Origin of the sequence: Pseudoalteromonas simplex, from assembly GCF_015278155.1 — a bacterium.
GTDB classification, from domain to species: Bacteria; Pseudomonadota; Gammaproteobacteria; order Enterobacterales; family Alteromonadaceae; genus Pseudoalteromonas; species Pseudoalteromonas simplex.
Genome location: NZ_JADILN010000001.1, coordinates 752361 through 767858 on the forward strand (window position 1 = coordinate 752361; position 15498 = coordinate 767858).

Below are 15498 nucleotides of genomic sequence, written 5' to 3' on the forward strand. Positions count from 1 at the left end.
ATTCATCGAGCTACTGATACTGTGCTGCAGTTATAAATTCCTCAAAACTTTCACACCAAATAATCACAGTATTGTAATCGCTGACATCAATACCTTGTGGCACAACTAATTTAAAGCCGTTGAACGAACGCACCCCTGCAACACGCTGCATGGTGCCTTTTTGTGCTAAAAAATCGGTTTCGTTATCAATAAAGTTTCGCGACAGATAAAGTTGATAGTCAGGCCCTGGTGATAACGTGCCTTGCATTGAAATAGCATCATTCGTTAGATACACCATACCATCACCATAATGAAGGCGATCTGAGCCTTTAAGATCAGGTTTAAACTCTGCACTAAACAGAGCTCTCGTTTGATGTTGTTCAAGAGTCTTGATTTCAGGGGCTGGTTGCTCAGTTAAAATTGGCAAACTGTATATCCCAGCCATAAAGCCCGCAGCAAAAATAGCCAATGCTATGATGAAAATTAACAGTGCTTTTAGCATTATTATTCCCTATTTTTTAAGTTTATGATGTGGCGTTGACTTAAAGAAAATTGCTTTTCAACATCACCAAAGTGTTGTAAATAAAGCTGCTCAAGTTCACCCGATTGCTGTATCTTTTGCATGCCTTGTTCTAGCAAATCCCTAATATTTTGATTTTCTTTACTTAAGTAAAAGTAATAGTCATTGGGGTATTGCAACATAATGTCTGGCGCAATGACAAAGTTTGTTTGTTGTAGTCGCTGAAGTTCTACACCTATTGCTAATGCAGAACGAGGAAAGTAATCTGCTAGACCACTTTCAAGTGCTTTGACCATTCCTGCGTAATCAAGCTCTCCATTTACAGATAAACCATTTGCTTTTAGCACATCATAATCTGACCAGCTTTGTTGTTGCACAGCAAGTAGCGGTCTTAATTGTTCCAAGTTTTTGATAGCTTTAAATTTTAGTTGCTCTTTTTTATGAATAATTAGTAGCCGCTTACCGTGTAAGCCTTTATAAATAGGAATAGTTGTTTTTACTAAGGTATTACTTAACTGAGAAGGTAAAGACAGCCAGGCGAGAGTTATAGCTTTGTTGTGGCTAAGTTGCTCTACTATTCGTTTATCATTCATTGGTTGCGAATCATATCGGATGATAATATCAGCATTTACCGCGGCAAAGCTTTTCGTAAGTATTTTATGAATGTATTGCTGTTTGACTGCATCAGTATAAATAGGTTTAGCAAGTTGGATTACAATTTGACTTTGCGCGATTGCGTAAGAACAATGCAAAGCTAAAAATAATAATAACAGGCGCCAAATTGTAGTCATTTATTAGGTTCTCTGTGTGCAAAGTAATCAGTTGCCCATCATACTTTGAATACATGGACCTGTTGCTGTAATCGCGACGCTAATGAAGCTAATTCTTGACTTGCTTGAGCGTTTTGCTGCGAGCTTTCGCTAACTAGTGAAATACTACTGCTAAATTCATTTATATTACAACTAAGTTCGTTGGCAACGATTGTTTGCTCATCTGTTGCGGTAGAAACTTCGTTGTTCATATCGGCAATAAGTGCCATTTCTTGAGTGATTTCAGTCAGTAATTGTGATGAGCGTTCTGCGTATTCAACACTTTGTTTAGCACTTTCGTCGGCATTGCCCATGGCGGTCACTGCTTGCTGCGCCATTGCTTGTAGTTTACTGATCATTTCGTTAATACTCGCTGTGGCTTTTTGCGTGTTGTGCGCAAGCTGCCTTACTTCATCAGCCACCACAGCGAAACCGCGACCCGACTCACCTGCGCGTGCTGCTTCAATGGCCGCATTTAACGCAAGTAAATTGGTTTGTTCAGCAACCCCTTGAATCATCATTACCACTTGATTGATATCTGTTGATTGTGTATTTAACTCATTGATAAGTTGAGTATTGGTATTAACTATATGCGACAAGTGGTTAATTGCATCGATATTTTCTTGTACAGACTGTTGGCCAAGCTTCGCTGTCTTATCTGTGTGGGTGGCTTTTTCTGAAGTCGCAAGCGCATTAGCTGCAACTTGTTCAATAGCACTGCTCATTTGCGTAATAGCAGTAGCAATCATTGCCGATTGTTGTTCTTGTTCAGTGGCAGTGCTGGCAACTTGGTCGCTAATTGAGTTCATTTGCTCAGCGGCAGATGAGAGAGTAAGTGTTGCGCTGGTTACATCATTAACAAGAGCATGAATGCGCTCCATCATAGCGTTAAAGTGGTTTGCTGCCTGAGCTATCTCATCATTACCATGGGTTTTTGCGCGGAGCCGCAAATCAGCGTTTTCAGAGATTGAACCTATTGTTTCGCTTAGCGATAACAGAGGGTTGTGAATAGAACGATAAATAACAAAGGCAATAAACAACAAGATAATAATTAAAATAGTTATCGAAGCTGTCATTGCGATAGTGACTTGGGAAAAGTCTTTATCTGCGGCGTTTTTAAATTTGTTGGCTTCATTGATTTGTAAGTTTATTAGCCCTTGATAACTTTCACTGAGTGGGTCAAACACATCGTAAAGATTTTTTACAAACACCTCATTAGGGATCGCTTTTAGCTGGTTACTGTTAACTTGGTTTAAAAACCTGCTAAGTTCACTTTCGACTACAGAGAGATTCTTTTCAACAATATTAACTAAGCGTTGTTCTTCGGAAGTGAGTTTTGTTGCTAAATAGCTTTTCCATTTATTGTCAGCAACATTCTTTGCGTTTTCAACTGCGGCTAGAAAGTCAGCTTTGGAGATTTGATCAGCGCGGTATTTATGAAATAAATCAACAATGTTAACAGCGTAATTGTCCGATACTGTTTTTATTTGCTCTAACGGAAGTACTCTGTCTCTATACAAACTATCAATTCCTTTGACCATATTAGACATCATCGACATCGTGAAAATAGATGTGATCACAAAAACAGCAACTGGTAACAAAGCTAAGACAGCTAATCTCGTACGAACAGTGTAGTTATTTAACATGAGCGAGCAAACTTTTGTAGGGACTTATTATTAAAACTAATAGAGAAATGGTTTTAAGCAAGTTTTTGCAATTGTTTGATGGGTTTTTCTTTTGATAGACCTCATTTAGTTAGTAAAGTCACCATATGCAGCCTTTATATTGTAGGCAACAAAGCCAATTTTCACGTTGGCTTTGTTTTGTTCCTATTTTTACATTAATGGCCGCGATTAGGCATTTGCCTTGGTATCTGTCTTTGTGTATTGCGGCGCATTTGTTGACGCTGCATACCTTGCTGACGTGCTCTGTTCGCGCGATTTAATTGCTGTATACGATTTTGCTGCCTGTTTTGCATATGCTGACGCTGCTGTAATGTTTGTTTCGCTTTACTTTTATCTATGCTTTGCAATTTATTTTGCACTTGCTGGCGGTCAATGTTTTGTGCCCGATCTTTGATTTGTTGCTGTTTATCAGAAGGTAATGTTTGCCATTTTCCCTCAACACGCTGTTGCCATTTATCGGCATCACGCTTGAGCACGTTTCCATTTTTATCCGCAAACACGTTGTTTGCTTTATCGCGTTGGCTGATGGCGGTTTTTAAATCGCGTTTCACTTGCTGCTTTGAAGCGAGACGAGACTTACTTTGATCGCGTTTATAAATGTTATGTCTTGGCTGTTTATTAAGATGACCAGGTTTATAGCCGACATTAATTTTGTTACCAATATTGATGTTGCCATTATTAATAAAAACTGGGCCGCGGTAACCACCGCCATACCAGCCATTACAGCAATGATAAGGTCGGTAATTTGTTGGCCAGCCGACATGCCAATTCATACCTAGATTCAAAAAGCCATTGCTCCAGCTCAAGCCAAACGACCAACCTGTCCAGTTGTTATAGCCAATATTAAAACCCCAAGTCGGTGGGCGAGGGTAGTAGTAGCCACCGCCCCAGTATGGTGGGTAATACCAACCTGTACCATACACTGGCACGCCATAATAAGGGTATGACCACATGTAACCTGGGTAATAACCAACATACACCACTTCAGGAGTTGACTCGTATATCTCGACATAAGTGACGTTGTAAACGGGGGAACTTGGAGGAATTTTTGCAATATCGTCTTTGGGGATGCTATCAGCAATAAGCCAAGGGCCTTGTGCGGAATCTGCTTTAAACCACACCGCATTATCGACTGCATAATATTTGCCTTTAATTTGCAGCACTTGTGCATCGGTATTAATGGCATAAGAAACCTGTGTGCCTGGGATACGTTCAAACTTAGGCTTGCCATCATAGTACACAGTTAAACTCGTATCTTTACGGCTGATAGCCGCTGTTTGCGGCACTTTTGCATCTAGTACAGCTTCGTCAGCTTCTTCTGTGCCGGCAACTGAAACTCTGAGGCCAGCTAAATCTGATTCAGGTGGAATATTGGCAAAGCTTTCTGGTAGTTCGTCGCCACGTACAAATGTCCAAGGGCCTGTTTGTTGTTTTGCGCGATACCAGCGCCCAGATAACAAGACATACATGTTATTCGTTTGCATTTCACGTAGCCACGGGGTTTCAGTGTTAAACACATACATGAGCTCGCCACCGGTTAGGCTTTTCCATTTAGCTGCGCCATCAGTTGCAATAAGTTCGGTGGGTTTAGTGGCTACAACAATGGCTGGTGGTGCACTAAGACCTGAACTTTCATTATCTTTAGGGAGCATTTTTACAAGTTCGGTCGGTGGCGTTTGAGTGAATTCATAAGGTCCTTTGGCTTGTTTTGCCTGATACCAAAATTGCCCATCGGTGAGATAACAAAGTTTACTTTTGCTATCTTTAATCACTGTCATGGCGGTGTTTAAAGCACGCTCATATTGGCTGTTTTCAACTTTACTAAACTTAGGTTCACCATCAAAACTCAGCAGTACCGACAGTTGCTCTTTGAATATAATCGTTGGAGGGTCGGTTTTTAATTGCGTTAAACTCTGCTCTGCCGCTTCTGCACTTTCAAGGCTGGCGGTGAGTTGCGAAAGCGAGGTTTCGAATTGGCTGGCTTTTATTGCTTCATTAACGACAGCAGTAAATTTTTGTTCTCCAGCATCTTTTGACTCAGGCCAGCGTACATCGGTGACTGTCATATTGCGAACGGTGACGGTATCGTTTTCGCGGTCAGTATCTAATTTAGCTCTAAACCAAAACACGCCGAACACAGCATCATTGCCTGAAAGCGAAAAAGACATTGCTGCACGGGCTGTTAAAGTATTACCGTTTAGTTTCTCGGGTTGTGGCTGGTAAACAATGAGTGTGCCTTGGTTTGTTTTTACTTGTTGAGGCCACTCAATAGCTTTGCTAAAAAATGAACATAAACATAAAGAAGAGAGTATTAATACCCTGAAGGCAGTGATAAAAGGTAGGAAGAGTTTCATGGTCAATCCTTGGCTAAAGTAACTCTTTAAAGTATAGCCAATGGCACCGAAAACGCTTGAAAACAGCGCCTATTTTTAAAGTGTTAGCTTAGGCGCCTTGAGTTAAAAATTGCGAGCCCGCATTTAAGCCCATTTCATAGCCTGCACTGAGTTTTTCAAATGATTTCGTTGTTCGACCAACAGCAAAGTCGGGTGGTGGTGCAATAATATTAATTTTACAATCGCTTGGTGGGTTGGCAATAAAATCAATACTTTGATTGTAATTTTCTGCACGTCTTAAGGTGGCTTCTGCTAATGCCGGGGTGTTCTTATAAAGACGTTTAACAAACCATGGCGCTTTTGAAGGCTTTTTCTTATAGCCAAGAGGCTGAGATAAAATCACGGTGATTTCTTTATTGCCCATTTCGTATGCTTTACGAATTGGAATCGAATCTGCCACGCCGCCATCAGTGAGTTGTAAATTGTTGATAACAGGGAATTCTCGATAAGCAATGGGTAGTGCGCATGAGGCTTTTAATTGCTCTTCAAGAAGTGTTGTACTTGCTTTTAAATACTCAGCCTGACCAGTTTTTATATTGGTTGTGACAATATAAAACTCACTAGCTTGTTTTTCGAAAGTGTCGAGATCAAGGCGAATATCACGCATGGTTTCTTGCCACAGCCAGTCTAAATCAAATAGGTGGCCACCTCTAATAAATCGAACAAAGTCGATGAACTCAGGTCTGCAAGAGTAATCGGTGATCACCGCATGGTTACGTTTGTATTGTGCGCACAAATAAGCGGCAATGTTAGTGGCTCCGGCAGAAACACCATAGCATTGAGTAAAAGGTTGGTAATTAGCTTGAATAAAAGAATCCAGTACGCCAGTGGCAAAAATACCACGCATTGCGCCACCTTCTACAACGAGAGCCCTGTTATTGTTCATTTTCGCAACCTTGCTTGTAACCGTGAATGCTTCTAACCATAGCAAACACGGTTACAAAACGAAATAGAGTTTTGACTCTAAGTGAAGTTTGACGCTAGCTGAGTTATATCGCCTCTACCCAAAGTACACCGACTTGTTTATCGGTGACTTTTACTGTGCTACCCGCCGCAATGGGAAAGTGACTTTTTAATTGCCATGTAATCCCCGAATACTGATGCGTGGTTAAACCTTTATCATCAACATCAGCGTTAACGACAAAGGTGAGCTCAGCAAAATCGCTTTGTATTGGTTTTGTATCGGTTTTATCTTGCATGCGTTTGAGTGGTTTCCAAAGCACGAGTGCAAAACCAAGAGTAAATACAATATTGCTCCAAAGCGCGGTGGTGTAACTTGTATCAAGTAGGCCTATATTCATTAGTAAGCCACTGGCAAATAAAGATAAGCCTAAAAACAGTAATACATAAGTACTCATACCTAGTACAGCAACTTCAACAATGAGCGCGATAACACCTATAATCATCAGTGCTTCGGCTAAATGGGTATCTAAAAATGCCATTAGCTCACCTAACTTTGTTGCTTTTTATTCAAAGAGTTAATAATAGACATGCCTTGAGCTACAAGCGAGCTTGCATCTGTGCCACTCTCTGGCAGTAATACCACAGATGACTCACGAGCAATGGCTTCTTTAGCGGCAATGGCTTTAGTAGCAAGGTCAAGTTGAATTGCTTTTTGGCCTTGCTCTGTATCGGCGGCTTCACCTACTTTACGTAGTGCATCTGCTTGTGCTTCAGCAACGGCGATAATCGCTTTTGCTTCACCTTCAGCACGTAAAATTTGCTCTGCTTTTTCAGCTTCTGCTGCAAGAACTTGGGCTTGCTTTTTACCTTCTGCCACATTGATAGCAGACTGACGATCACCTTCTGATTCTAAAATTTGTGCACGTTTTACACGTTCTGCTTTCATTTGTGCTTCCATCGCTTCCATGACAGAGTTAGGTGGCACAATATCTTTAATCTCGTAACGTAAAACCTGAATACCCCAAGGCTCAGAAGCTTGGTTAATCGCGGTAACTATGTTGGTGTTTAACATGTCGCGCTCTTCAAAGGTTTTATCTAGCTCCATTTTGCCAAGCTCAGAGCGCATTGTTGTTTGTGATAGTTGAGTAACCGCAAACACATAGTCATCAACACCATACGTGGCTTTATAAGGGTCAAGCACACGGAAATACAGCACACCATCGACGATGAGCGAGATATTATCTTTCGTGATCGCAGACTGCGAAGGTACATCTTGCGCTTGTTCTTTTAAACTGCGATCAGCGGCTATACGGTCAATAAATGGCACAATAAAGTTTAAGCCCGCTTCTTTGGTTGAATGGTATTTACCAAAACGTTCGATTAACCAAGCACGGTTTTGTGGTACAAATTTAACGCTGCTTTTTAGTAGCACTAAAACAAAAATTAGAAGAAAGACTTCTACATTTAACAACAGGTCTAAAATGCTAGAAATGGGATCCATGTACTTTCCTTAATACAATTAATATTATTTTTCACTGCTCAGATTACCACCACAAAGCAACCTGCGCCAATGATTTATAAGGCTAAATTAGCGAGTAATAGTAACAGCATATGTCACTACATTCAGAATGCTATACATCAGATAGATAGATTTTAAGCAGTTTATAGTCATTAACTACATTGGTACTTTGCTCGCATATCTGCCACAACTTTAATTAAGAATTGCTCAAGCGCATTTAGATCTATATCGCTGAGTTTATTAATGTAAAGGCAAGATTTAGCGTGCTTTATTTTGCCTAGCGTTAAAAGTTCATCACTGAAAGTGCTAAACCCTTGCATTACATATAGGGTTAAATTACTTTTTCGCGGCGAAAAGCCAGTCATCAACCAGTTGTATTCCCCTTTTGAGTTGCGATAACTGTAGTTACCAAAACCAATGATTGAGTCGCCCCACATGATTGGCGCTTGTTCGGTTACTTTACTAAATAGTTCCAGTAACACCTTTGCATCAGCCTTTCGGGTTGAGTGTTCAATACGGCTAATATATGTATCTACATCGGTATTATTGGGTTTAGTTTTTAATTCGCTCATTAAATTTTTGTCCTAAAAACTAACAATTAGCATGGTGAGGCAAAGTTCGTTTTATAAGGTACATTTTTTGGTCAGCTTGTGCGACAATTTCATTGGCCGATTTTTGAGTTCCAAAAAACATAGTAACCCCAACACTCGCAGAGCCGAAGTAATTGACATTTTGGTATATAAATTGGGTTTCAATTGCTGATTGTAGTTTATCGGCAACACGATGAGCGTTTTTTTTGGCGGCTTGTTCATCACGGCCAAGCCTTTCAAGCATGATTACGAATTCATCCCCGCCGATGCGCGCTAAACAGTCTTTGTCGCGAACGACCGCTTTCATCCTGTTAGCAACTTCTATAAGGTATGCATCTCCAATGAGATGACCATATTGGTCGTTTAACTCTTTAAACTTGTTAAGATCGATAAAGATGACAGCACCATAGTTTAGGTCTTGTTTACTAACTTGTAACGCAAGTGATAGGCGAGAATAAAAATATCGGCGGTTTAAGAGTTTTGTTAAAGGATCTGTAGATGCATCATAGAGGAGCTGTTTTTCAAGTTGTTTTCGTTCAGTAATATCTGTCGAAATACCTAAAATCCCAATAACCTTATTTGGCTCTGTGTCACAAAAAATTGGAGTTTTTACTTCCCAAAAAATATATTTGTTTCCATCAGGGAAATTTAACTCCACTTCTTCTCTTGTGCGCTCTCCTTTGATCACACGCGAATCGATTTTAGCTAGTTTCTTAACATCATTAAGCGCAAAGAAATCTTTATCGCTTTTGAATTGAAGTTCCTGCTCTGTGCACGCCAGTAGACTGAGTGTAAGTTTATTAGCATATACATAATGGGATAGTTCGTTTTTTATATAAACGTATGCAGGTACGTTATCAAGTGCAAACTTTAATTCAGCAATATGGACAGGCAGTTTAGTGTTAGTAAGTTCGGCCACAATATGTCCTTATATGACAAGCCATAAATTGATAGTGAATGAAAAAATGCTATTAAACAAGACTGACCACAGTGTTAATCTCACAACTAATAATTTAGGTATAGTTTTGAAAAATAAATAGAAAGTTATTAGTTAAGATGGTTGATGAACTTTGTTATTACTTTTGGGTGATGTGCTCTTCATGCTAAAAACATCCTTGTTTTTAGTCATCACTTTTGGCTTTTAAGCTTTGTTGAGAATGGCAAGCTGCTTTGTATGATGCGCGCTAAATAAGCGACAAAAAATATAACCCGTTACAAACATTGATAAGCTATATGTTGCACCAGGTATTGCCATCGCGGCATTATTGATTAAGGTACTTGCAATTAAAATGGCAAGGGTGCCATTTTGTAGCCCAACTTCAACAGCAATGCTCATTTGTTGCTTGTGATCTAAGCCCGATATTTTTGCAAAAAACAGCCCTAGTAACAGCGTGCTGAGGTTTAATGTCAGCGTTGCAATGCCACTAGTCGCAAAAAAGCTCAGCATTTGGTCAGCATTTTTATGAATAATGCTGAGCACTATCACAATTAAGAATACACTCGAAAAACGACGAATAAAGGGTTCTATTTTCAAGCTCAAATGGGGTTTAAAGTGATTAAATACCATTCCTAAGCAAACAGGAAGTACCGTTATCATTAGCATTTGCACTATGGTTTTAATCACTGGCAAAGCGAATTCGTGACCCGGCACACTCAATGTTTGCATGGCAAAATGCATAATTAGTGGCAAGGTAAACGGTGAGATAAATGTTGCTAACGTTGTTAGACTTATTGATAGCGCAACATCCCCTTTGAATAAATAGGTATAGAGATTTGAAGTCACACCACCCGGGCAGCAAGCCACTAAGATCAGGCCTATAGCGAGCTCAGGGGTTAGGGTAAAACTCATTGCTATTAAAAACGCAACGCTTGGCAATAACAGTAGTTGGCAGCTTAAGCCTATTGGAAGTGCTTTGGGGCTAATAAATAATGCCCCGAAGTCTTGCTTTTTAAGCCCTAACCCCATGCCAAACATGATGATAAATAGTGCTAAAGGCAGCACTATTTTAGTCATGATATCAATTTGCATGGTGTATCCTTATTGATCGTAACCCGGGCTTTTATTGTCGAGTAAGCGCAGTAAGGCAGGCCAAGCAATTGCGCCACCCAATCCCTTTGTAGCAACCTCAGTTTGCCCTTTGATACCATCAATAATCGCGCTAGGTACTTGTACGAGTTGTTCGGTATTTTGTGACGTACGAGTTTGTACAGCGCATGCCGCTTCAAAAACATACATAAACAAAAATGCATCAGCGACCGTTTTACCCACAGTTAATAGGCCATGATTACGTAGCATTAAAAAGTTATTAGAACCTAGGTCATTCACTAAACGGTCTTGCTCAGCAGGATTGAGGGCAATGCCTTCGTAATCGTGATAGCCCAAACCTGAGTGCACAACAACAGCTTGCTGAGAGATAGGCAATAAACCGTCTTTGTTGGCAGACACTGCCGTGCCATTGAGCGAGTGGGTGTGAATAACGCAATGGGCATCATCTCGAGCCATATGAATACAGCTATGGATATTAAACCCCGCAGGGTTAACTGGGTATTCGCTGTCATGCAGCTTATTACATTGTTGATCTACTTTGATAAGACTTGATGCGGTAATTTCGTGAAACATCATGCCATACGGGTTTATCAAAAACTCGTTGTCTGTGCCGGGAACGCGCATTGAAATATGGGTAAAAATTAAATCATCCCAGCCATATAAAGCCACTAGGCGATACGCGGCAGCGAGCTCAACACGGGCTTGCCATTCTTGTTCTGATACTGTGTGTTTCATGGTCATGGTGTTTTCCTAAAATGGTACTTTGCGAATAATAATGTCTTTAAACATCACCCAATCACCAATAAAGCTATAAAAAGGGTGTGTAAAAGTAGCGGGGCGATTTTTCTCAAAAAAGAAATGACCAACCCAAGCAAAGCCATAGCCCACAACAGGGCATAAAATTAACCAGCTATATTGCTGCTGATAAATAGCGGTAAACAAAATAGCCAAAACAACCCAACTGCCAAAGAAGTGTAAGCGTCGACAGACTTTATTTTTATGTTCTTGTAAGTAGTAAGGGTAAAACTCTTTAAAGCTCGCGAACTCGCGTTTACTTGCTACAGTGCCCATATTGTTGTCTCCGTTGTTAATTACAGGTTAACAATAGGCTTTTATTCTTTTATTTACTTGATAGTATAGGTCATTAAATTGTTTGTTTAGGACGCGCATGAGAACCTTATCAAGCTGGTGGCTTCGTGCTATGGCTGAGTCGTTTAAATGGCAGGGCTTACCAATTAATGAGTTGTTTGCAGCGGCAAATATTCCTTTAGCAGAATTAAGTAGCCAAACAGCCCGATACCCGCAAGCGAGTGTCAGTAAGCTTTGGAAGCAGGCGCAAGCGATGTTACCAAACACGCATTTAGGTCTTTATGTTGGCAGTAACATGAATGTACGGGCTATTCCGGTAGTAGGTATGGCTATTATTCAGTCAACACAGCTATTGAGTGCTTTTCGGTTGATATTGCGTTATCAAAAATTGATGGGCGATACACATAATGTGTCTTTGATCGATCACGGTAGTGAGTATGAACTTCGCTTTAACTTTAGTGATGGTGAGCGGGATATGTCACTGCTAAGCTACGAGGCACCCATGGCGTTTTGTGTGAAAATAGCGCGCACTGTGAAGGGAAAAGATTGGCACCCAACGCGAATTTGCTTGCAACGTAAAGAGCCTCATAGTGAGATTAATGCGCACTTTAATTGCAAAATTGAATACGGCGCTACGACCCATAGCCTATTTTTTAGCGAAAATACCGATAGTGAACCTGTGTTATCAAGCCAGATGAAACTGGTGACGCAAACGAATGTGACGCAGGTTCTGAGAATTTTACTTGAAGAGCATTTAATTCAAGGCCAAACCACCAGTAAAGCAATGGCAAAAGCACTTAATATGAGTGAAAAAACGCTGCAACGACGTCTTGCAAAAGAGGGCACAAATTTTAGTAAAGAATTGGCAAGATTAAGACAGCTAAAAAGTGTGTCATTGTTAAACGAAACAGACTTATCAGTCACAGAAATAGCCTTTTTATGTGGCTACTCTGAAATTAGTGCATTTCATCATGCATTTCATCGCTGGTATGGCATGTCGCCAAAAGTGTACAGGCAAAAAAATTAATGCCATAAGTCGAGTGCATTGCTGCACTCGACAAGGTTTTAAAAACTAATTAGAAGCTATAACTAATGCTTGCAGAAATACTACGACCAGAACTTTCGAGCCCTTCTAAGCTATCTGATGCAGAGTGGTTCGCAAGGCTGCCATGCTGATAATAAGTTTTGTCGAACAAGTTGCGAATAGCTAAGTTTAGATTAGCTTGACCAAAGCTTGCTCGTGCTAACCAATCAACCGTACCATAACCTGGTGTTTCGTAATTGCCTTCGTTCACTTTGGTCATTTTTTTAGCAAAGTTCACGATTAAATCACTACCCAATGTGTCACCTTGGAAGCTAACACCCAAGTTACCTGATAGAGGGTTGATTGAGCTGATGTATTCATCGGTTTCGTCATTTTTACCGTCTTGATAACTTGCATTCAAAAACACAGAAATAGCATCTGTTGCATAGTAAGTTGTAGAAAACTCTGCACCTTTGATGGTTACTGAATCAATATTTTGATACTGATATTTATCGTGGATATATCCAAATGAGCCGTCGTCATTAAATACAGTTTCACGATCTATTAATTCGGTTGCTAAAAAGTCATCAAACTTATTGTGGAATACCGCTGCTGTAACAATAAAATCGCCTATGTGGCCACGTAAACCAAGCTCGAAAGTATCGCTTTTCTCTGGATCTAAATCATCCGCAGGTAATACTTCATAAATGTATTCAGCGGTAGGTTGGTTATAATGCTCAATGTAAGCTAGGTCATAAGCAGGTACTTTAAAGCCTTGCCCGTATTGCGCATAAGCGCTCAACATATCATTGATGTAATATAAGCCACCTAAATTAAATGAGAGGTTGCTTTCATCAATTTTAGCGTATTCTTCACCATCTGTTTTTAAAGCGCCGTTTGGATCCATACTGTAATAATCAAAACGAACACCTGGCGTTATAACCAGTTTGTCGTTTAGTAATGAGATTTCGTCATTGATGAATAAACCAGCACGAAGAGTATCATTTTTAGGGAACTTATTGGTGGTATCGTCTTTGGTTGTTTCGCCTTCAACTTCACGATATTCATGCACAGTGCGTAAGCTTTCGGTTGTTTCAACATCAATACCATAACCAAGAGTGTGATGTTTATTTAAGGCTTTACTTGCATGGGAGATTAAACCATAGGTTGTTTGCTCGTAGGTGCCTGTTTTCCACATGTCACGCATTTCAACGGTACCAAACATTGGCGCATTGATGTCTAATAACGCATACTCTTGGTCGTCTTGGCGGTTATTAGTGTAGTAAAGGTTAAACTGAGCGCTATCCCATAAGCGATTGGCTGAATTATTGTTGTAACTAAAGCGATATGAGTCGCTATCTTTTTCTGTTTGCGTGTTTTCGGTGGCAATATTGTAGCCATATTCTGCTAAGCCACGGAAATAGGTAAGTAGGCCATCAGCACTGTCGCCATTGACATCTTGGCGCCACAGATCAGCAGAGAAGTTAATGTAATCTTTATCGTTTATGTTGTATTTAAGTTTGTAAAGAAGGCTTTGTGAGTCAATTTCGAATGGCGCATTGCTTTGGTGTTTATTTTGCTCTTCCTCGCCATCACGAGCGGTTACACTTAATAGGTGATCAAAGTTACCATGCTGAGCATACAGTGTTGCACCTAAACTGGTTTGATCATCTAAGTCGCTGTAACCTAATTTCACACGGCCGCCAAACTGCTCACCGTCTTGTAAATAGTCGCTTGCATCTTTAGTTGTAAACACCACGATTCCGCCCAGTGCATCTGAGCCATAAAGCGAAGATGCAGCACCCTTTGCAACTTCAACTTGCTTTAAAGTATCGGTATCAATAAAGCCACGACCCACAATATCGTTCAAGCCGTTTGCACCGTAGCCTTCGTTCATTCGCATGCCGTCTTTAATCATCAGAATACGATCAGAACCCATACCTCGTACTTGAATGTTTTGTGCACCGCCAACACGGCCAGTTACCTGAATACTTGGGTCATATAAGAATAATTGACTCATATCAGTAACAACTTGTTTTTCAATATCGTCACTTGTTATTACAGAAATACTCGCAGCAACATCTTTTAATGGTTTTTCAGTACGCGAGCCACTAACAACAATTACTTCTAAATCGTCAGCTTTGATTGACTCATCGGCAATGGTAGGTGTTGCAGAAGCTGCAAGAGTCGCAGCGATTAAAATGCGTAAAGAATGTGTTTTAGCTAGGCGCATTATTGGTTTCCTTAGGAGCTTTATATTATTTGTGTACAAAGAACTGTTTAATTTTTGCCAGAATAATACGCCTATTTTTATAAAGATCAATATAAATGCAAATTGTTCCTATTTGCATTATTGTAATGGTGTGTGTTTTCACGTACATTTGAGCCCGTCAAATTTACTGGGGCAATAATGTGAATATCCAAATAATCGAACAACTTATGGCTGATGTGTCAGCTCTTCTAATGGCACCTGTGATTTTAGTGATTGCAGTACTCTTTGTTTATGCGTTTTTCGCAGCAGGGAGGTTTGTATCTGAATATCTAATCAGAAGAAAAAATCAGCTTGCTTATCAGCGAGATATCGATACTAAAACGGCCACGAATTACAGAGGCTTTTATGTCCATAATTACTATGTAGCGAATCCAACTGCATCTGAGGATGAGCTTGAAGTGTTTGCGTTAAAACAACTAGAAGTACTTAGAGTTGTTACCCGTATTGCACCTATGCTTGGACTAATTGCGACGATGATCCCAATGGGACCTGCATTAAAAGCCCTTGCCGATGGCAACATTCAGGGGATCAGCGAAAATTTAATCATTGCCTTTGCAGCGGTTATTTGGGGCTTGGTTATTTCGACCCTAACGTTTTGGCCAGCTTCGGTTAAAAAACGTTGGTGCGCTCAAGAACTTATCAATATTCGTAAATTAAGAGGGCAATAA

General features: G+C 40.2%; 15 protein-coding genes. 2 read left to right on the forward strand and 13 right to left on the reverse strand.

The window, feature by feature from the left end:
• Positions 1 to 10 precede the first annotated feature (10 nt).
• The 12 genes from IRQ78_RS03260 to IRQ78_RS03315 all read right to left on the reverse strand — a co-directional run bounded on the left by IRQ78_RS03260 (position 11) and on the right by IRQ78_RS03315 (position 11516).
• Positions 11 to 481, reverse strand: coding sequence for a DM13 domain-containing protein (locus IRQ78_RS03260; RefSeq protein ID WP_138618337.1), 471 nt, complete (start codon positions 479 to 481; stop codon positions 11 to 13).
• Between the two features lie 2 nt (positions 482 to 483).
• Complete coding sequence (locus tag IRQ78_RS03265; protein WP_138618339.1) at positions 484 to 1290, reverse strand: substrate-binding periplasmic protein; 807 nt, start codon at positions 1288 to 1290, stop codon at positions 484 to 486.
• A gap of 38 nt (positions 1291 to 1328) precedes the next feature.
• A complete protein-coding gene (locus IRQ78_RS03270) occupies positions 1329 to 2954 on the reverse strand; it encodes a methyl-accepting chemotaxis protein (RefSeq protein ID WP_194441329.1) in 1626 nt (541 codons plus the stop codon).
• 194 nt (positions 2955 to 3148) lie between these two features.
• Complete coding sequence (locus IRQ78_RS03275) at positions 3149 to 5347, reverse strand: carbohydrate-binding family V/XII (protein WP_194441330.1); 2199 nt, start codon at positions 5345 to 5347, stop codon at positions 3149 to 3151.
• Between the two features lie 88 nt (positions 5348 to 5435).
• Positions 5436 to 6272 (reverse strand): patatin-like phospholipase family protein, encoded by an 837-nt coding sequence (locus tag IRQ78_RS03280; RefSeq protein ID WP_194441331.1) that lies wholly within the window; start codon positions 6270 to 6272, stop codon positions 5436 to 5438.
• A gap of 103 nt (positions 6273 to 6375) precedes the next feature.
• Entirely contained in the window at positions 6376 to 6828 is a 453-nt protein-coding gene (locus tag IRQ78_RS03285) for an NfeD family protein (protein WP_194441332.1), read from the reverse strand.
• A gap of 8 nt (positions 6829 to 6836) precedes the next feature.
• Positions 6837 to 7790, reverse strand: a complete 954-nt coding sequence (locus IRQ78_RS03290; RefSeq protein WP_130052753.1) for an SPFH domain-containing protein — start codon at positions 7788 to 7790, stop codon at positions 6837 to 6839.
• 170 nt (positions 7791 to 7960) lie between these two features.
• On the reverse strand, positions 7961 to 8380 hold the full coding sequence (locus tag IRQ78_RS03295) for a DUF1801 domain-containing protein (RefSeq protein WP_194441333.1): 420 nt from the start codon (positions 8378 to 8380) through the stop codon (positions 7961 to 7963).
• A 19-nt stretch (positions 8381 to 8399) separates the two neighbouring features.
• The gene (locus tag IRQ78_RS03300; protein WP_138599411.1) at positions 8400 to 9317 is read right to left on the reverse strand and encodes a sensor domain-containing protein; all 918 of its coding nucleotides are present in this window, start codon (positions 9315 to 9317) and stop codon (positions 8400 to 8402) included.
• A 222-nt stretch (positions 9318 to 9539) separates the two neighbouring features.
• Entirely contained in the window at positions 9540 to 10427 is an 888-nt protein-coding gene (locus IRQ78_RS03305; RefSeq protein WP_194441334.1) for a bile acid:sodium symporter family protein, read from the reverse strand.
• 9 nt (positions 10428 to 10436) lie between these two features.
• Positions 10437 to 11186, reverse strand: a complete 750-nt coding sequence (locus IRQ78_RS03310; protein ID WP_228482491.1) for a class II aldolase/adducin family protein — start codon at positions 11184 to 11186, stop codon at positions 10437 to 10439.
• Between the two features lie 9 nt (positions 11187 to 11195).
• Positions 11196 to 11516 (reverse strand): DUF962 domain-containing protein, encoded by a 321-nt coding sequence (locus tag IRQ78_RS03315; protein WP_054553946.1) that lies wholly within the window; start codon positions 11514 to 11516, stop codon positions 11196 to 11198.
• A 97-nt stretch (positions 11517 to 11613) separates the two neighbouring features.
• On the opposite strand from IRQ78_RS03315, the gene IRQ78_RS03320 reads away from it, so the two are divergent.
• Entirely contained in the window at positions 11614 to 12561 is a 948-nt protein-coding gene (locus IRQ78_RS03320; RefSeq protein WP_194441335.1) for an AraC family transcriptional regulator, read from the forward strand.
• 49 nt (positions 12562 to 12610) lie between these two features.
• Here the strand turns inward: IRQ78_RS03320 and IRQ78_RS03325 are convergent, their stop codons facing one another.
• Entirely contained in the window at positions 12611 to 14791 is a 2181-nt protein-coding gene (locus tag IRQ78_RS03325) for a TonB-dependent hemoglobin/transferrin/lactoferrin family receptor (RefSeq protein WP_194441336.1), read from the reverse strand.
• A 179-nt stretch (positions 14792 to 14970) separates the two neighbouring features.
• Between IRQ78_RS03325 and IRQ78_RS03330 the strand changes: the two genes are divergently transcribed.
• Positions 14971 to 15498 carry a MotA/TolQ/ExbB proton channel family protein gene (locus IRQ78_RS03330; RefSeq protein ID WP_054554592.1) on the forward strand — a complete coding sequence of 176 codons (528 nt, stop codon included), beginning with the start codon at positions 14971 to 14973 and terminating at the stop codon, positions 15496 to 15498.